General features: G+C 67.7%; 19 protein-coding genes. 9 read left to right on the top strand and 10 right to left on the bottom strand.

The genetic code is table 11. The features are described 5' to 3' along the window. Nucleotides 1-5 precede the first annotated feature (5 nt). From gspK to gspG, 5 genes are read right to left on the bottom strand one after another with little or no spacing between them, the layout of a single operon-like run. Nucleotides 6-971: a type II secretion system minor pseudopilin GspK gene (gene gspK, locus ACG00Y_RS20830; RefSeq protein ID WP_394482191.1), complete on the bottom strand. Its 966-nt coding sequence runs from the start codon at nt 969-971 to the stop codon at nt 6-8. Next, a complete protein-coding gene (locus tag ACG00Y_RS20825; RefSeq protein ID WP_394482189.1) occupies nt 968-1,594 on the bottom strand; it encodes a PulJ/GspJ family protein in 627 nt (208 codons plus the stop codon). Before ACG00Y_RS20825 ends, gspK begins: the two co-directional genes overlap by 4 nt. 4 nt (nt 1,595-1,598) lie before the next feature. Beyond that, nucleotides 1,599-1,958, bottom strand: a complete 360-nt coding sequence (gspI, locus tag ACG00Y_RS20820) for a type II secretion system minor pseudopilin GspI (protein WP_394482187.1) — start codon at nt 1,956-1,958, stop codon at nt 1,599-1,601. Continuing rightward, a complete protein-coding gene (locus ACG00Y_RS20815; RefSeq protein ID WP_394482185.1) occupies nt 1,955-2,557 on the bottom strand; it encodes a pilus assembly FimT family protein in 603 nt (200 codons plus the stop codon). Before ACG00Y_RS20815 ends, gspI begins: the two co-directional genes overlap by 4 nt. 4 nt (nt 2,558-2,561) lie before the next feature. Next, nucleotides 2,562-2,984 (bottom strand): type II secretion system major pseudopilin GspG, encoded by a 423-nt coding sequence (gspG, locus tag ACG00Y_RS20810; RefSeq protein WP_394482183.1) that lies wholly within the window; start codon nt 2,982-2,984, stop codon nt 2,562-2,564. A gap of 60 nt (nt 2,985-3,044) precedes the next feature. Here gspG and ACG00Y_RS20805 point away from each other — a divergent pair, with 60 nt between their 5' ends. After that, nucleotides 3,045-3,617 carry a hypothetical protein gene (locus ACG00Y_RS20805; protein ID WP_394482181.1) on the top strand — a complete coding sequence of 191 codons (573 nt, stop codon included), beginning with the start codon at nt 3,045-3,047 and terminating at the stop codon, nt 3,615-3,617. A 4-nt stretch (nt 3,618-3,621) separates the two neighbouring features. On the opposite strand, the gene ACG00Y_RS20800 is transcribed toward ACG00Y_RS20805, so the two are convergent. Together ACG00Y_RS20800 and ilvA are read right to left on the bottom strand one after the other, a co-directional pair. Further along, a complete protein-coding gene (locus tag ACG00Y_RS20800) occupies nt 3,622-4,695 on the bottom strand; it encodes a nicotinate-nucleotide--dimethylbenzimidazole phosphoribosyltransferase (protein ID WP_394482179.1) in 1,074 nt (357 codons plus the stop codon). Nucleotides 4,696-4,728: 33 nt separating this feature from the next. After that, on the bottom strand, nt 4,729-6,297 hold the full coding sequence (gene ilvA, locus ACG00Y_RS20795; RefSeq protein WP_394482177.1) for a threonine ammonia-lyase, biosynthetic: 1,569 nt from the start codon (nt 6,295-6,297) through the stop codon (nt 4,729-4,731). 340 nt (nt 6,298-6,637) lie between these two features. On the opposite strand from ilvA, the gene ACG00Y_RS20790 reads away from it, so the two are divergent. Continuing rightward, the gene (locus ACG00Y_RS20790) at nt 6,638-7,069 is read left to right on the top strand and encodes an OsmC family protein (protein ID WP_394482175.1); all 432 of its coding nucleotides are present in this window, start codon (nt 6,638-6,640) and stop codon (nt 7,067-7,069) included. Here the strand turns inward: ACG00Y_RS20790 and coq7 are convergent, their stop codons facing one another. Continuing rightward, on the bottom strand, nt 7,070-7,732 hold the full coding sequence (coq7, locus tag ACG00Y_RS20785; protein WP_394482173.1) for a 2-polyprenyl-3-methyl-6-methoxy-1,4-benzoquinone monooxygenase: 663 nt from the start codon (nt 7,730-7,732) through the stop codon (nt 7,070-7,072). It abuts the gene before it with no gap. Nucleotides 7,733-7,929: 197 nt separating this feature from the next. Here coq7 and ACG00Y_RS20780 point away from each other — a divergent pair, with 197 nt between their 5' ends. The 6 genes from ACG00Y_RS20780 (at nt 7,930) to ACG00Y_RS20755 (ending at nt 14,380) form a co-directional block, all read left to right on the top strand. After that, nucleotides 7,930-8,958, top strand: coding sequence for a porin (locus ACG00Y_RS20780; RefSeq protein ID WP_394482171.1), 1,029 nt, complete (start codon nt 7,930-7,932; stop codon nt 8,956-8,958). A gap of 180 nt (nt 8,959-9,138) precedes the next feature. Further along, complete coding sequence (locus ACG00Y_RS20775; RefSeq protein ID WP_394482169.1) at nt 9,139-10,308, top strand: porin; 1,170 nt, start codon at nt 9,139-9,141, stop codon at nt 10,306-10,308. Between the two features lie 175 nt (nt 10,309-10,483). Then, a complete protein-coding gene (locus tag ACG00Y_RS20770) occupies nt 10,484-11,461 on the top strand; it encodes an ABC transporter permease (RefSeq protein WP_394482167.1) in 978 nt (325 codons plus the stop codon). 5 nt (nt 11,462-11,466) lie between these two features. After that, nucleotides 11,467-12,411: an ABC transporter permease gene (locus ACG00Y_RS20765; protein ID WP_394482165.1), complete on the top strand. Its 945-nt coding sequence runs from the start codon at nt 11,467-11,469 to the stop codon at nt 12,409-12,411. Next, nucleotides 12,408-13,388, top strand: coding sequence for an ABC transporter ATP-binding protein (locus ACG00Y_RS20760; protein ID WP_394482163.1), 981 nt, complete (start codon nt 12,408-12,410; stop codon nt 13,386-13,388). The genes ACG00Y_RS20765 and ACG00Y_RS20760 overlap by 4 nt, the downstream gene beginning before the upstream one ends. Then, complete coding sequence (locus tag ACG00Y_RS20755) at nt 13,385-14,380, top strand: ABC transporter ATP-binding protein (RefSeq protein ID WP_394482161.1); 996 nt, start codon at nt 13,385-13,387, stop codon at nt 14,378-14,380. The genes ACG00Y_RS20760 and ACG00Y_RS20755 overlap by 4 nt, the downstream gene beginning before the upstream one ends. On the opposite strand, the gene lptM is transcribed toward ACG00Y_RS20755, so the two are convergent. Then, the gene (gene lptM / locus ACG00Y_RS20750; protein ID WP_394482159.1) at nt 14,377-14,526 is read right to left on the bottom strand and encodes an LPS translocon maturation chaperone LptM; all 150 of its coding nucleotides are present in this window, start codon (nt 14,524-14,526) and stop codon (nt 14,377-14,379) included. The genes ACG00Y_RS20755 and lptM overlap by 4 nt on opposite strands. A gap of 11 nt (nt 14,527-14,537) precedes the next feature. Here lptM and cyaY point away from each other — a divergent pair, with 11 nt between their 5' ends. Continuing rightward, nucleotides 14,538-14,870 (top strand): iron donor protein CyaY, encoded by a 333-nt coding sequence (cyaY, locus tag ACG00Y_RS20745; protein ID WP_394482157.1) that lies wholly within the window; start codon nt 14,538-14,540, stop codon nt 14,868-14,870. A gap of 6 nt (nt 14,871-14,876) precedes the next feature. Here cyaY and ACG00Y_RS20740 read toward each other — a convergent pair whose 3' ends face one another. Then, nucleotides 14,877-17,276 carry a penicillin-binding protein 1A gene (locus ACG00Y_RS20740; RefSeq protein WP_394482155.1) on the bottom strand — a complete coding sequence of 800 codons (2,400 nt, stop codon included), beginning with the start codon at nt 17,274-17,276 and terminating at the stop codon, nt 14,877-14,879. Nucleotides 17,277-17,417 lie beyond the last annotated feature (141 nt).

The raw sequence follows: 17,417 nt of genomic DNA, 5'->3' as shown, positions 1-17,417 counted from the left end.
GTCCATCAGCGGTCCAGCAGCTGGCTGATGCGCTCGCGCGCGACCACGGCCATGGTCTGGCCTTGCCGCTCGATCAGCGAGCGCTGTTCGAGCTGGCGCTCGTCCAGCCGCAGCCGGCCGGTGACGACGAAGAAGGACGAGTTCACCGACGCGCGGGTCGGTGGAATCACGAAGTTGGCCGACAGGAAGGTCGCAGCCTCGGCGATGCTCTGCAGCGGCCGCCCCTTGCGGCTTTGGACGATGCGCTCGGCGGAAGCCAGGTCGATGTTGAGCAAGGCCGCGATGACCTCGCGCGGCGCCGTATTCAGGTTGACCGGCGTGGCCTTGGGCAGCAGCACGACATAGGGCTGCAGGCGCTTGATGGTGTCGGCGTCCAGGCCCAGCCAGGTCAGCTGGTCCAGGCCGGCGGGCTGCAGCGGGCCGCTGTCGCTGATGGTGTTGCCGGTTGGCGCGCTCGCGCCACTGGCGGGCGCGGGGAAGGCGGCGCGCAGCCCGCTGACGATGACGGCCGCCGTGCCGGGCGGCGCGTTGACCTGGCTGCAGAGCTGCTCCAGCGTCAGCTTTTCCTCCGGCGCCAGCTGGGCGCCGGCCGTCAGCGCGCGCAGGTTGTAGCGGCCCTGCGCGTCCTCGATGGTGCCGGACAGGAAGGCGTCCGGGCCCTCGTCGTCGGTGGCGGCCGTGCGGTCGGCGGCCAGGAAGGTGGACAGCCGCGCCTCGGCCAGCGGCACGGCCCAGGGCTCGCCGAGGTGGTCGACGGGCTTGCCCTGCGCGTCGGTCTTCAGGATCAGCCGCGCCCAGTCCAGCGCGCCCTGCAGCATCCAGCCACTCTGCGCGCGGGCGCGGTCGGCGGCCTCGATCTGCACGGCGCGGTACTGCTGCCACACCATGCCGGCGGCCAGGCTGGCGATCAGCGTGACGATGATCATGGCGGTCAGCAGCGCGGCGCCGCGCTGTGGCTGAGGAGGCCTCATCGGACGGTGATCTCCAGCGAGCGCGTCAACGTGCCCACCAGGCCGCTGCCTTCGGCGAACTGCATGGCGATGCGCAGTCCTGCCGGCGGCTGGCCGGCGGTCTGCGGGTTGACGGGGCCGGTATCGGCCTGCGGCCCGCCGCCGGTGGACTGGCAGTTGCTCCAGGCATTGCCCCAGAAGCAGTAGAGCTGCCAGCCGGACACGCCATCGAAGGCGCGCAGTGCCGGGTTGCGATCGGTGAGCTGCTGCAGCCCGCGCTGGCGCTGGTCCTCGAGGTCCTCCACGGTGCGCTGGGCCGGGCTCTCCCAGCGCCACAGGCTGCCGTCGCGCAGGCTCCAGACGACGACCTGCAGGCCGGTCGCTGCCTGGCGCGTCAGCACGAGGTTGCCGCCGTCGAAGGCGACCGGCGGCACGGTGCTGTGGCTGTCCTGCACGGCGCGCAGGTCGACCTCCCATTGCGCCAGCACGGTCTGCAGCCGCGCGGTCTGCGCCAGCCGGGCCTGGGCGATCTCGCGGCTCCTGATGAGGGCGTCGATGCCGCGCCAGGCCATGGCCGCCATCGTCGCCATGACGACCAGGGCGACCAGCACTTCGACCAGGGTAAAGCCGCGAGCTGCCTTCATGCGGTCAACCGCCCATGATGGTGGACAAGGTCAGCATGGGCCGTCCTTCGTCGTCGGCGACATCGGCATCGACGCGGCGGAACAGCGGGTTGGGCGTCGGGCTGACCCGCAGCTTGCCGCTGTAGCTGCGGCCGAGCTGCTCGCACGCGAAGGGCGACTCGCCAATGTTGACGCGCTGCTGGGTCAGCCGTAGCTCGGTCAGCATGTTCTCGGCACACCACTGCGCGGCGCTGACCTGAGCCAGGCGCTCGGCGTTGTTGGTCAGCGCGCCGGCCGCCTTGATGCCGGCGCCCAGCGCGATGGCGACGATGACGAGGGCGACGAGCACCTCGATCAGCGTGAAGCCGCGCGTCGGCTTCTTCATTGGGGCACCACGGTATCGAAGGCGCCCAGACCGTCCGTGCCCAGCACGACGCTCTGGCTGCCCAGCAACAGGCGCAGGCGCTGCGCGGGGATGAGCGGCTCGGGGCCCAGCACGAGGCCGGGGTTGGCCGCGCTGGCATTCTCGATCTGCACCGCCACCGGCTCACCAAGCCAGCGCGTCGGCAGCTGGATGGAGGCGGGCAGGCCCTCGAAGCGGAAGTCGTCGCCGGTCTTGATGCCCTTGGGAATCCAGCGCACCGCCAGGCCCGACGTGCGGCTCTCGGCGCGTGCGGTTTCTAGCAGCGCGGCCAGGCGCTGGGCCTCGCGCTGCAACTGCAGTTCGGCGGGGTCGCGCAGGGCCAGCGAGATGGTGGCGCTGGTGATGGCGATCAGCGCGACGACGACCAGCAGCTCGATCAGCGTGAAGCCGCCACCCGCGCCACGTCTGCAGGGTCTGGATCGCGGGCCGAGCGCCGGGCCGCTCCCAAGCCGGCCCGCAGGCGATGTGCGAGCGGGGAACTCCCCGCGAGCATCGCCGTCCCCTCGGGGGACCGACCAGACTCGCTCGCGTTCAGCGACGCGAGGCTGGGCGAGGGGCATCACCTTACTGCCAGGAGCCGACGTCCGCGTCACGACCCTCGCCGCCGGCGCGGCCGTCGGCGCCAAAGCTGTAGACATCGACCTCACCCTTCACGCCCGGGTTGGCGAACTGATAGGGCTGGCCCCAGGGGTCGTTGGGCAGCTTCTCCAGATAGGGCTTCCAGTTCGGCGGCGGCGTGCCGGCCGTGGGCTTGCGCACCAGCGCGTCCAGGCCTTGCTCGGCGCTGGGGTAGCGCTGGTTGTCGAGCTTGTAGAGCTTGAGCGCCTGCATCAGGTTGTTGACGTCGGTGCGGGCTGCGGTCACGCGGGCGTCCTCGGCGCGGTCCAGCACGTTGGGCACGACCAGCGCGGCCAGCACGCCGATGATGACGAGAACGACCAGCAGTTCGATCAGCGTGAAGCCGCGGGCGAGTGAAGAACGGCGCATGTCTGGGGCGTGGAGGCAGGGGGAACGGGCCATCATAATGGGCCGATGGTTGCGAGACTGATGACGTTTTCCGTGTGGTTGCTGCTGGGCGGCTCGGTGGCTTACTGGGGCCTGCAGCTGCTGGCCCGACCGCTGGCGATGCCGGTGTCTGTGCTGCCGGCTGACAGCGCGCAGGCCGCGCAGGTCGACCTCGGGCGGTTGCTCGGCGTGGTCGCGGCAGAGGCAGCACCGGCGCCCGAACTGGTGCCGTCCACCAGTCTGCGCCTGCTGGGTGTCGTGGCGCCGAAGAATGCGCGCGCCGCCGATGCCGGCGAGGGCGTGGCGCTGATCGATGTGGACGGCGTGCCGCGCACGGTGCGCGTCGGCGCGGTCGTCGATGGTGAGCTGCACCTGCTGCGCGTGGACACCCGCAGCGCCAGCCTGGGCCGCTTGGGGCAGGCGCCCAGCCAGGTGCTGGAGATCAGCCCGCCCGCAGCGCCGATGACCGGCTCGCTGCCGCCGGCGGCGCCGTCGCCCATCGTGCTGGGCGGCAACCCGCAGGGCGCGATTCCGCCGCAACCCGCCGCGCCGCCTGCCGTCTATGGCGTGCCGCTGGCCTCGTCCGCCCCGGGGGGGCCGGCCCAACGGCGCTGAGCGCTCAGGCGTTCAGCGTCGGGACCACGACGCCGGGCTCCGGCCGTATCGCCAGCCGGGCCTCGGCCACTTCATGCAGGTCCGTCAGCAGCGCCGCTGCAGAGCGGATCATTGGCCAGGCCAGCGCCGCGCCAGTGCCGTCGGCGCTGTCCATGCCCAGCTCCAGCAGGGCCGAGGCGTGGAACAAGGCCAGGGCTTCGTCCAGGCCGCGGTGCACATGGCTGCGGCAGAACACCGCGTAGTCGGTCACCGGCGCGCAGATCAGCGACGCCAGCTTGAGCGCGGCGCAGGCGGCAATGCCGTCGACGATGATGAGGCTGCGCTTGCTGGCCGCGACCAGCATGGCCCCCACCATGACGGCCAGCTCGTGGCCGCCGAAGGCCGCCAGCAGGTCCATCGGGTCCTTGGCTTCGCGGTGGCGGGCCTGGGCGCCGTGCAACACGTCGAGCAGGTGGATGAGGTCGTCCTGGCGCATCGTCGGGCCGGAGACCACGAAGTCGCGCACCGGCTGCTCGGCCAGGCGAGACAGCACCAGCGCCGCGCATTCGGCCGAACCTTGGCCCATGGCCGCGCAAGCCAGCACATTGCCGGGCAGGTTGTCGGCGATCTCCATGCCCACGCGCACACCGGCATGGGCCTGCTCCACGCTCATGGCCAGCGCCGTGCGCGCATTGCGCGTGCCGTGCGCGACCTTGCGCGCCAGCAGGCGGGCGTGTGGCGGCAGGTTGTCGGCGACGCCGCAGTCGACGACGGTCAGGTGCAGGCCTTGCAGCCGGGCGAACACCGACACCGGCAGCTGCGCGTGCAGGGCCATCTGCACCTGGTCTTTCGTGGCGCGGCCCCATTGGGCGCCGACACCGTCGACGACGATGCCATGGTCCGCCGCGAACAAGGCCAGCACCGGGTCGCGGAAGCGCGGGGTCAGGCTGTTCTGCACCAGGCCCAGGCGCACGGCCAGCGGTTCCAGCTCGCCGAGGCCGCCGGCGATGGCCGAGCGCCGGTCGACGCGGTCGCGCAGTGCTTTCTCAAGCTCCGGGTTGGCGGTGGGGGAGATCAGCGACTGTTGGGCGACGGTCATGGCGCGGGCGTTGTCATTCCCCCGGATTTCAACTCAACCCAGGAACAAGCGGTAGACCGGGTTCGTTGTTTCATCCTCGAATGGGTAATTCAACCCTTCCAGGAATTTCCGCAGCGCGGCGGCGTCGCCCCGGGGCACCTGGATGCCGACGAGGATGCGGCCGTAGTCCGCGCCCTGGTTGCGGTAGTGGAAGAGGCTGATGTTCCAGTCCGGGTGCATGCTAGACAGGAACTTCATCAGGGCGCCCGGCCGCTCGGGGAACAGGAAGCGGTACAGCCGCTCGTCACGCGCCAGTTCGCTGCGCCCGCCGACCATGTGGCGGATGTGCTGCTTGGCGAGTTCGTTGTTGGTCAGGTCCAGCGTCTCGAAGCCGGCCTTCGTGAAGGTGCGGGCCAGCTTGGCGGCGTCGTCGGGCTTGGAGATGGCGATGCCGACGAAGACGTGGGCGATGTCGGCGTCGGCGATGCGGTAGTTGAACTCGGTGACGCTGCGTGGCCCGAGCAGTTCGCAGAAGCGCTTGAAGCTGCCGCGCGCCTCAGGGATGGTCACCGCGAACAGCGCCTCGCGGTGTTCGCCCACCTCGGCCCGCTCGGCGACGAAGCGCAGGCGGTCGAAGTTCATGTTGGCGCCGCAGGTGATGGCGATCAAGGTCTGACCCTTGGCGCCCGTGCTGGCGACGTATTGCTTGATGGCGGCGACGCCCAGCGCACCGGCCGGCTCCAGGATGGAGCGGGTGTCCTCGAAGACGTCCTTGATCGCCGCGCAGACGGCGTCGGTGTCGACCAGGATGTAGTCGTCCACCAGCTCGCGGGTGATGCGGAAGGTTTCCTCGCCGACGAGCTTGACCGCCGTGCCGTCCGAGAACAGGCCCACGTCATTGAGCGTGATTCGCTTGCCGGCCTTGACCGAGCGCGTCATCGCGTCCGAGTCGGTGGTCTGCACGCCGATGACCTTGATGTCCGGCCGCAGCGCCTTGACGTAGGCCGCCACACCCGAGATCAGCCCGCCACCGCCGATGGCCACGAAGATCGCGTCGATGGGGCCGGGGTGCTGGCGCAGCAGCTCCATTGCGATGGTGCCCTGGCCGGCGATGACGTCGGGGTCGTCGAAGGGGTGGACGAAGGACAAGTTTTGCGCCTTCTCCAGCTCCAGCGCGTGGCCGTAGGCATCGGTGAAGCTGTCACCGTACAGCACCACCTCACCGCCCAGCGCCTTGACGGCGTCGATCTTGAGCTGGGGCGTCGTCACCGGCATGACGATGACGGCACGGCAGCCCAGCTTTTTGGCCGACAGCGCGACACCTTGCGCGTGGTTGCCGGCCGACGCGCAGATGACGCCAGCGGCGCGCTGCTCGGGCGTCAGATGGGCCATCTTGTTGTAGGCGCCGCGCAGCTTGAAGCTGAAGACAGGCTGCTCGTCCTCGCGCTTGAGCCAGACCTTGTTGGCCAGGCGCTTGGACAGCTTGGTGGCGGCGGTGAGCGCGGTCTCGCGGGCGACCTCGTAGACCCGGGCGTTCAGGATGCGCTGCAGATAGCTGCTGCCGGGCGGCAGCATCGCGGGCACCTGGGCTGCGGGTGCCTTGCGGCGCGAGGGGGCGCTCATCGGGTCTCCATGGGGGTCATTGGGGCGCCGCATGATAAGAGACACCTTCCGTGCCCCCCTGGAGACCGGCGTCGCACAGCACTGCTGCGCGGATGGGCGTTTGGCGAGAGGCCGCAGGCCTGCGGTGCTCCAGCGCCGCACGCATCGCGCAGCGAGGCGTTCGCCAAACGCACAACAAAAAAAACCCGAGCTTTTGCAAGCTCGGGTTGAATCCACCATGGAGGCGGTGGAGGAGACAATCGGTGCGAAAGCGTTTTCGCGTGCTTGCAGTTTAGCGCCGAGTTTTGCTGCAGTGCAATATTTTTCTGTGAACTATTTGGAGCTGGTTCCCTAAATGACGATGGAATGCACAGTCAGTTGGCTGGGTCCTGAGGGCCCGAGTGGCATGAGCTTCGTTGCCGAGACCGGCAGCGGCCATGTGTTGTCCATGGACGGCGCTCCCGACGGCGGCGGGCGCAACCTGGCGCCGCGGCCCATGGAGACCGTGCTTGCCGGGACGGGCGGGTGTACGGCTTACGACGTCGTCCTGATCCTCAAGCGAGGCCGGCACGACGTGCGCGGCTGCAAGGTGACGCTGAAGGCCGAACGAGCCACGAGCGACCCCAAGGTCTTCACGGCCATCCACTTCCACTTCGTCGTCAGCGGCAAGGGGCTGAAGCCCGAGATCGTCGAGCGCGCGGTCGCGCTGTCGCACGAGAAGTACTGCTCGGCGACGGCCATGCTGGCCAAGACCTCAGCCATCAGCACGTCGTTCGAGGTCGTCGAAGTTTGATCAGACGCGGTGGGCCACGGTCGTCATGACCTTGGCGGCGGCGCGCATCAGTCCCTGCACGATCGCCGGCAAGGGGCGCGCGCCTGCCGCCAGGGCGGCGTCGGCGTGCTCGGCTTCCTCGCGCTTCATCTGGTCGACGATGGCGCGCGACGCCGCGTCCTCGGCCGGAAGCCGCTCCAGATGGGACGCCAGGTGTGCCTCGACCTGGCGTTCGGTTTCGACGACGAAGCCCAGGCTCCAGCGATCACCCGCCAGCCCGGCCAGGCTGCCCCATGCAAAGGCACCCGCCCACCAAAGCGGTGCGAGGTGGCTGGTGTGCGTGCCCAACTGCGCGATGCGTTCCGCCGTCCAGGCCAGATGGTCCAGTTCCTCTTCAGCGGCCTGCTCCAAGTGCCGACGTAAATCGTCGTTGCGGCCAAAAAGGGCTTGGGATTGATACAACGCCTGCGCGCAGATTTCACCTACGTGATTGACACGCATCAATGCGCCAACCTCCTGGCGGGCGGTAGCGCTCAGGGTTTTGGCCTCCAGCCCTGCGGCGGGCGATGGGCGACTGGCGCGAGGCTGCGCAAAAACAGTTCGCAAACCCGAGTCGAGGGCGCTCAGGCATCGATCTGGAAAATCGAGCCGGCCCGAATGTTGCGTGCTTACGTGTGGATGCATTCAATTGAGTCGTGTTGCGATGACGAAATCGTGACACAGGCTTCGCCGTTGTCGTCACACAACGGCAAGGCAGAATTTCATATCCGTGAATTCCCCAGGCTCTCAACCTGTAGTGGAATACGCGCACTTCCTCTCTGGAGGTGAACTGCTACGCATCGGTTTGGTGCGTGGCCCGGATGAATACCTAGGAGTATCGAATGAAGAAAGCTCTGATTGCCCTGGCCGTCCTCGGTCTGACCGGTGGTGCTGCTGTTGCGCAATCCTCCGTCACGCTGTTCGGTGTCGTGGACGCCGCCGTGCGCTACACCAAGGCCAATGGCGTGACCGCCAAGCGCCTGGACTCGAGCGGCCTGGGCACCAGCCGCCTCGGCGTGCGCGGTGTGGAAGATCTGGGTGGCGGCCTGAAGGCAGGTTTCTGGCTGGAGTCGCAGATCGACACCGACACCGGCGTTGCCGGCGGTGGTTCCGCCTTCTGGGGTCGTCGTGCAACGGTGAGCCTGACGGGCGAATTCGGTGAAGTGCGCCTGGGTCGCAACAAGACCGCGTCGCGCCTGCACCTCGAAGACTTCGACCCTTACGCTGCTACCGGCCTGCCCAACACGCTGGCGGTCTACAGCAACCTGGGCGGTGGCAACAGCACGGCTTACGGCCGCGCCGACAACCTGGCCTCCTACTCCCTGCCTGGCGGCCTGGGTGGTTTCTACGGCGGCGTGGACGTTGCTGCCGCTGAAGGCACGCTGGCCAACAAGCACATGTCCGCTCGCGCTGGCTACAAGGCTGGCCCGTTGCATGTGTCGGGCACGTTCGCGAACGCTGATGGCCCCGCTGCCAAGTACAAGTTGACGTCCGTCGGCGTGGCTTATGACCTGGGCGTTGCCAAGCCGTCGTTTGCCTACACGCAAGCCAAGTACGGTGCGCGCAAGCAGACCATCTACACGGCCGCCGTGGTCGTGCCGCTGGGTCAAGGTTCCATCCAGGCTTCGTACACCGATGCCAAGGCAAACACCGCCGCTGAAACTGCCGCGACGGGCTACACCCGCATCGGCGACGCTTCGCTGCTGGCTGTCGGCTACACGTACAACCTGTCCAAGCGCACCGCGCTGTACACCACCGTTGCTCAGATCAGCAACGACGGCGCTGCCCGCTTCGCGCTGTCTGGTTCCCCGGCGGTTGCTGCCGGCGGCAAGTCCAGCGGCTTCGACGTCGGCGTTCGCCACAGCTTCTGATCTCCGTGCGGCCTTCGGGCCGCTGCGGATCAGCCAAGCCGCCTTCGGGCGGCTTTTTGTTTGTCTCGTTTGGGACAGGGGAATTGCTGTGGACGAAGAACAACAGGCCTTGCGCCGTGCTATCGCCGTTGGTTGAGAATGACTTGGTTCCCACATTTCGAAAAGCAGGAGACAACCTCGATGAAAAAAGCAGCCTTTGCCGTTGCCGTCTTGGCCGCGAGTACCTCTGCCGCCTGGGCTCAGTCCAGCGTGACCTTGTATGGCATCGTTGACGTGGGCGTGCGCTACACGACGAATGCCAATGCTGGTACGTCGACCAAGACCGTCGTGCCAGGCGGTATGTCGCAGAGCCGTCTTGGCGTGAACATCACGGAAGACATGGGCGGTGGTCTGAAGGCCTTGGCCAATCTGGAGCACCGTCTGCAGTCCGACACCGGTGCGGTATCCGGTACTCCCGATTTCTGGCGCCAGGCCTGGGTGGGTCTGCAGTCCAGCGAGTTTGGCCAGATTCGTCTGGGTCGCCAGTACAACATCCTGTTCGACCTCTACACGTCGACCTTCGCTTCGTTCCGTTATTCGCCCTACATCGAGGCCTACAAGCCCGAAATCGGTCTGGCGATGACGGCACGTCAAGACAACATGGTCAAGTACCTGGTGCAACTCGGCAACTTCTACGGTGAAGTGCAGGTCAGCGCCGGTGAAGGCGCCACGGGTGCCGCAGCAGCACAGCCCGCCAAGACCATGGGCGGCATGGTGCGCTACAACGACGGCAAGTGGGGCGCCGGTGGTGCCTACCTGCAGGCGACGGAGCAGACGGGCAAGAAGATCAAGGCGACTGTGTTCGGTGTGTCTTATACCGATGGTCCGCTGTACGTTCATGGTTCCTGGGGCCAGAACAAGTTCGACGGCATTTCCAACCTGATCACTTCTGCCGCATCGGTGAGTGACGCCACCAGCCCGTTCCGTGTCGGCTTGACCACCCGCGGTGCTTACACGAGCGGCCTGCTGGGTGCCAGCGTGTTCAACACGAACTCTGCTGACATCAAGGACCGCACGATGTACATGTTCGGCGCGACCTACCAGCTGACGCCGCAGTTCAACATCGGCGCCAACGCATGGCTGACCAAGCAGAAGCACTACGGCCTGGCGTTGGCTCCGCTGGGGCTGTCGACGAGTGCGAGCCGCTCCTCGAAGGCTGACTTCTTCGCCGTCGTGCTGGACTACGCGTTCTCGAAGCGCTCGGACGTCTACCTTGAAGTGGACTACACCAAGACCAGCGGCTCGGTGGCCTTCGCCAACGGCGCCACCAAGCGAGGTGGTGCGATGGTGGGCGTGCGTCACCGCTTCTGATCCAGCGGCGGCATCATGCCGCCTGCTTTCACGACGGGCCGCTTCTGCGGCCCGTCTGTATTTTTGGGCATCGCTCTTGCTCATTAGGGCTTTCCCAGGCGCTTGAGCCTCCTGGCCTTCGCCATGATCGCGCCTTCGCTCAGCGCCACAAGCGCGACAGGCTTATCCGAACCTCATGCTGGTCTTCATCCTCCGCCGACTCGCGCAAGCCGTTGTCGTCATGCTGTCGGTGGCGTTCATCGCCTTCATGCTGTTTCAGTACGTGGGTGATCCGGTCACCAACCTGCTGGGTCAGGATGCGACCGAAGAGCAGCGCACGGCGTTGCGCAAGGACCTCGGCCTCGACCAACCGTTCCCCGTCCAGTTCGCGCGCTTCGTCGGCAATGCGGCGCAGGGGGAGTTCGGCATCAGCCTGAGACAGGGTCGCCAGGTCTCGGCGTTGATCGTCGAGCGCTTTCCCGCCACGCTGGAGCTCGCCGTCGTGGCCGGCGTCATCGCACTGGGGCTGGGCATTCCGCTGGGCGTCTTTGCGGCCTTGCGGCGCGGCAAGGCGAGCGCGCAGTTGCTGATGGCGGGCACGCTGTTCGGCGTCAGCCTGCCCAACTTCGTCATCGGCATCGTGCTGATCTGGGTCTTCGCCGTCGAGTTGAAATGGCTGCCCAGCTTCGGGCGCGGGGAGGTCGTTGCTTTCGGGTCGTGGACGACCGGCCTGCTGACGCGCGACGGCCTGCTGCATCTGATCCTGCCGGCGTTCACGCTGTCGGCCTTCCAGCTGACGCTGATCATGCGTCTGGTGCGCGCCGAGATGCTGGAGGTGCTGCGCACCGACTACATCCGCTTCGCCCGCGCCCGGGGGCTGACCAACCGCAGCGTCTACTTCGGCCATGCGCTGAAGAACACGCTGGTGCCCGTCATCACCATCACGGGCCTGCAGCTCGGCTCGCTGATCGCCTTTGCCATCATCACCGAACAGGTCTTCCAGTGGCCCGGCATGGGCCTGCTGTTCATCCAGGCCGTGCAGTTCGCCGACATTCCCGTCATGGCGGCCTACCTGTGCCTGATCTCGCTGATCTTCGTCGTCATCAATCTCGGCGTGGATCTGCTGTATTTCGCCGTCGACCCGCGCCTGCGCGTGGAAGGCAAGGGGCACTGAACCCGATGGCTGCTGACGCCAACCCGCATCCCGTGCCCTCGGCCTCCGCGCTGCGTGCGTTCTTCGACGGCGACGTCTGGCATTCCTTCCGCTCGTCGCCGGTGGCGATGCTGGCGGCGGCGCTGACGCTGGTCTGTTTCGTCTGCGCGTTGTTCGCCGGCTTCGTCGCGCCCCACAACCCCTTCGACCTGGCGACGCTGGAGTTGATGGATTCGCTGAAGCCGCCCGCCTGGGTGGAGGGTGGTGAACGCAGATACCTGCTCGGCACGGACGGTCAGGGCCGCGACATCCTGTCCGCGTTGATGTACGGCGCGCGCATCTCGCTGCTGGTCGGCTTCGCGTCGGTGCTGCTGTCCATCCTGATCGGCGTCACGCTCGGCCTGCTGGCCGGCTTCCTGGGCGGCCGCACGGACGCCTTTGTCATGCGCATCTGCGACGTGATGCTGTCCTTCCCGTCCATCCTGGTCGCGCTGATGATCAGCGGCGTGGGCCGCACGCTGTTCCCGAACGCGCACGACATGCTGGCCTTCGTTGTTCTGGTGTTGGCCATCTCGCTGACCGGCTGGGTGCAGTACGCGCGCACGGTGCGCGGCTCGACACTGGTGGAGCGCAACAAGGAATACGTGCAGGCCGCGCGCGTCATCGGCGTCGGCAGCTTTCGCATCATGCGACGGCATGTGCTGCCCAACGTGCTGGGCCCGGTGCTCGTGCTGGCGACCATCCAGATCGCCTCGGCCATCATCACCGAGGCGACGCTGTCCTTCCTCGGTGTCGGCGTGCCGGCCACGAGCCCGTCGCTGGGCACCTTGATCCGCAACGGCAACGACTACCTGTTCTCGGGCGAGTGGTGGATCACCGCCTGGCCCAGCGTGACCCTGGTGCTGATCACGCTCAGCGTGAATCTGCTGGGCGACTGGCTGCGCGACGCATTGAATCCCCGTCTGAGATGACTGCACCGCTTCTCGAAGTCAGCCACCTGCGGGTGGAGTTCCCGACCCGTCGCGGCACGCTGCTGGCGCTGGACGACATCTCCTTCACCATTGCGCCGGGTGAGATCCTCGGTGTCGTCGGCGAGTCCGGTGCCGGCAAGTCGCTGACCGGCGCGGCCATCATCGGCCTGCTGGACCCGCCGGGGCGTATCGCTGCGGGTGAGATCAAGCTGGCCGGCCGACGCATCGACAACCTGCCTTACGAGCAGATGCGCCGCCTTCGCGGCCGCGAGATTGGCGCCGTCTTCCAGGACCCGCTGACCTCGCTGAACCCGCTCTACTCGGTGGGCCACCAGTTGGTCGAGACCATCACCACCCATCTCGACCTGACCGCGTCACAGGCGCGCACCCGCGCCATCGAGCTGCTGGCGTCCACCGGCATTCCGGCGCCCGAGGCGCGCATTGACCATTTCCCGCACCAGTTTTCCGGCGGCATGCGCCAGCGCGTCGTCATTGCGCTGGCGCTCGCCGCCAGTCCCAAACTCATCGTCGCCGACGAGCCGACGACGGCGCTGGACGTGTCCATCCAGGCGCAGATCATTGCGCTGCTGAAGAAGGTCTGCAAAGACCAGGGCGCGGCGGTCATGCTGGTCACGCACGACATGGGCGTCATCGCCGAGACCTGCGACCGAGTCGCCGTCATGTACGCCGGCCGCATCGCCGAGATCGGCCCGGTCGCCGACGTCATCCACCGTCCTGCCCACCCCTACACCGTCGGCCTGATGGGCTCCATCCCGGCCATGGACGAGGACCGCGAGCGGCTGCTGCAGATCGACGGCGCCATGCCGCGGCTGACGGCCATTCCACCCGGTTGCGCCTTCAATCCGCGCTGCCCACGCGTGGTGGACCGTTGCCGCGTTGAACGGCCCGACCTGTTCGAAGTCAACGCCACGCGCGCGGCCTGCTGGCGCCCGGTGACCGTGGAGGTGGCGCGATGAGCCGGCCTCTCGTCGAGGTGCAAGACCTCGCCAAGGTTTTCGACGTGTCGCCACCGTGGCTGAACCGCGTCATCGAGCGCAAGCCCAAGGCCTTCGTGCACGCGGTGGATGGCATCTCCTTCGCCATAGCGCGCGGCAAGACGCTGGCGCTGGTCGGCGAAAGCGGCTGCGGCAAGAGCACGGTCGCCCGCCTGCTCGTGGGCCTCTACGGTGCGACGCGGGGCTCGGTGAGCTTCGACGGTGAAGACATCGTCAAGACGCTCGCCGGGGCCGGCGCGGGCCCGCTGCGCCGGCGAATGCAGATGATCTTCCAGGACCCGTATGCGTCGCTGAACCCGCGCTGGAAGGTGCTGGACATCGTCGCCGAGCCGCTACGCGAGCATGCCCTCGTCAAGGGCGACGGCGAGGCGCGCCAGCGCGTCGGTGAACTGCTGAGCTCGGTGGGCCTGAACCCGGCGGACGCGGAGAAGTTCCCGCACCAGTTCTCCGGCGGCCAGCGGCAGCGCATCTCGATCGCGCGTGCCCTGGCGACGAACCCGGAGTTCCTGGTCTGCGACGAGCCGACCTCGGCGCTGGATGTGTCGGTGCAGGCCCAGGTCCTGAACATCATGAAGGACTTGCAGCGCGACAAGGGCCTGACCTATCTCTTCATCTCGCACAACCTGGCCGTCGTGCGCCATGTGGCGGACCAGGTCGGCGTCATGTATCTCGGCCGCCTCGTTGAGGTGGCGGACAAGGCGACGCTGTTCGCGCGGCCGCTGCACCCCTATACGCGCATGCTGCTGGATGCGATCCCCGACATCCATATGACCGGCCGTGCCCGCACGCCGGTGCAGGGCGAGGTGCCCAACCCGCTGAACCCGCCGAGCGGCTGCAGCTTCCACCCGCGCTGCCCGCTGGCGAACGCGCGCTGCAAGACCGAGCGGCCGGCGCTGCTGGAGCTGCGTGGCGTGCGCGTGGCCTGCCACGCGGTGGAAGAGGGCCGGGACTAACGCCCCGGTGCAGGGGCGGGCGCCGACGCTGCGCCGGCCGCCTTGGGCAGCGTCAGCGGGCCCTTCTGGCCACAACCCGCAAGGGCAGCAAGGGTGATGAGCAGGGCGGCCAGTCGCCCACCTACACTGACGGCAGTCTTGTTCATCTGCCCAGTTTATGTCCCTGTCCGACGCCGACTACCACGCCAAGTCCCACGCGCTGCTCGCCCGCATCGAGGCACAGGTCGACGCCTGGCTGGATGAGGATGTCGTCGACATCGACAGCCACCGCACCGGCGGCCTGCTGGAGCTGACCCTGCCGGGCAACAGCAAGATCGTCATCAACACGCAGCCGCCGCTGCAGGAGATCTGGCTGGCCGCGCGCTCGGGCGGCTATCACTTCAAGTGGGACGGCGCGCAGTGGCTGGACCGCGAGGGCCAGGAGTTCTGCGCGCGCCTGTCACGCAGCGCCAGCGAGCAGGCCGGCCAGGCGCTGACGTTCAGCGCCTGAAAGCGCTCAGCGCTTGAAGAGGTCCAGGATGGACTTCTTCTCGTCTTCTGTCGTTGATTCCGGCACGTTAGGTTCGGCCGACAGCTCGCGCACGCCGTTGCCCGAGGTGTACTCCTCGTAGAACCATTCGCCGTTGGCGTTGATGACGCCGTCCGGCGGCGTCAGCTCGGCGACCGGCTTGCCGCGCAGCGCGAACTGCATGTACTCGATCCACACCGGCAGGCTTAAGCCCCCGCCCGTCTCGCGGTCGCCCAGCTTGCGCGGCTGGTCGTAGCCTATCCAGACGACGGCGACCAGATCCTTCTGGTAGCCGGCGAACCAGGCGTCCATGGAGTCGTTGGTCGTGCCGGTCTTGCCATAGATGTCGGGCCGCTTCAGCGTCGCCTGGGCGCGTGCCGCCGTGCCGCTGCGCGTGACCTCCTGCAGCAGGCTGCTCATCAGGAAGGCGTTGCGCGGCTCGATGGCGCGGGCACTGTCGGCTAGCGTGGTGGGCAGGGCCTCGTAGAGCTGCCGGCCCTTGCTGTCGGTGATGCGGCTGATGAGCTGCGGGTTGACGCGGTAGCCGCCGTTGGCGAACACCGAATAACCCTGCGCCATCTGCATCACCGTCACCGAGCCGGCGCCCAGCGCCATCGTCAGATAGGCCGGGTGCTTCTCGGCCTCGAAGCCGAAATGCGTCAGCCAGTCCTGCGCGTATTGCACGCCAATGGAATGCAGCACGCGGATGGACACCATGTTCTTGGACTTGGCCAGCGCCGTGCGCAGCGGCATCGGGCCCTCGAACTTGCCGTCGTAGTTCTTCGGCTCCCAGGGCTGGCTGCCGGTCGTGCCGGCGTCGAAGAACAGCGGCGCGTCGTTGACGATGGTGGCGGGTGTGAAGCCCTTCTCCAGCGCCGCCGAGTAGATGAAGGGCTTGAAGCTGGAGCCCGGCTGGCGCCAGGCCTGCGTGACGTGGTTGAACTTGTTCTTCGCGTAGTCGAAGCCGCCCACCATGGCCCGCACCTGGCCGTTGTTCGGGTCCAGCGACACGAAGGCGCCCTCCACCTCGGGCAGCTGGGTGATGGTCCATTCGCCACCGTCCTTCTGCTTGGGGCCCTTGACAACGCGGATGACGGCACCGCGGCGGATGCGCGTCTTGGGGTTGCCCTTCTCCGACAGGCCGGACGTGGCGGGCCTGAGGCCGTCGCCCGTGATGGCGATGGTGTCGCCGCTCTGCAGCACGGCGGTGACCTTCTTGGGGTCGGCCTGCAGCACGACGGCTGCCAGCAGCTCGTCGTTGGCGGGGTGGTCGGCCAGCGCCTCGGCGATGCGGGCGTCCAGCGCCTTGGCGTCGCCGGGCAGGTCGGCATAGGCCTCGGGGCCGCGGTAGACCTGGCGCTTCTCATAGTCCAGGATGCCGCGGCGCAGCGCGCGGTAGGCGGCGTTCTGCTCGGCGCTGTTCAGCGTCAGGTAGACGTTCAGCCCGCGTGAGTAGGCCTCATCGCCGTACTGGCTGTAGATCAGCTGGCGCGCTGCCTCGGCCACGAATTCGGCGTGCGTGACCGACTCCGGCACTGGGCGGATGCGCAGCTTCTCGGCCTTGGCCGCATCGCGCTCTTCCTCGGTGATGTAGCCGGTCTCGTACATCCGCTCGATGATGTATTGCTGGCGGATGGTCGCGCGCTTGGGGTTGTTGATGGGGTTGTAGGCCGACGGCGCCTTGGGCAGGCCGGCCAGCATCGCCGCCTCGGCCACGCTGAGCTTGTCCAGCGTCTTGCCGAAATAGACCTCGCTGGCCGCCGCGAAGCCGTGCGCGCGGTGGCCCAGGAAGATCTGGTTCATGTAGATCTCGAGGATCTTCTCCTTGGGCAGGGCCGCCTCGATCTTCAGCGCCAGCAGGATCTCGTAGATCTTGCGCGTGAAGGTCTTCTCCGTGGACAGGTAGAAGTTGCGCGCCAGCTGCATCGTGATCGTCGATGCGCCCTGGCTGCGCGACTCGCCGACGTTGGCCAGGCCCGCGCGGATGATGCCGAGGTAGTCCACGCCGCCATGCTGATAGAAGCGCGCGTCCTCGATGGCCAGCACGGCCTCCTGCATGAGCTTGGGGATCTGCTGGATGGGCAGGTAGTTGCGCCGCTCCTCGCCGAACTCGCCCAGCAGCACGCCGTCGCTGGACAGCACGCGCATGGGCAGCTTGGGTCGATAGTCCGTCAGGCCGCCGATGTCGGGCAGGTTGGGGTAGGCCAGCGACAACCCGAGCGCGAGCAGCAGGGCCACGGCCAACGCGCCGCCAGCAAGCAGACCGACGGCCCACAGCGCGAGCCGACCCAGGCGGGCAGTCAGCGAGCGGGCGTGTCGGGAAGCTGGGGTTGAGCCGGCGGCTGCGGACGACGGAGGGGGCGCAGCGGATCGGGGCTTGTCATTCATGAGCCGGCGTGGCGCGCCCGTGGGGCGCGTGGGGAAGAGGCGTCGGATTATAGGAAGCGCTGTTCAAGCGCCCGCGTATACCCGCCGAGCTGCCGTGCGGCGTGCCAAACGACCGCTCCCCATGTGTTTTTCAGGAGCTTG

The sequence above is a fragment of the Pelomonas parva genome, assembly GCF_043555835.1.
In the GTDB taxonomy this organism is placed as follows: domain Bacteria; phylum Pseudomonadota; class Gammaproteobacteria; order Burkholderiales; family Burkholderiaceae_C; genus Pelomonas; species Pelomonas parva.
This window is presented reverse-complemented; position numbering and strand designations above follow the sequence as displayed.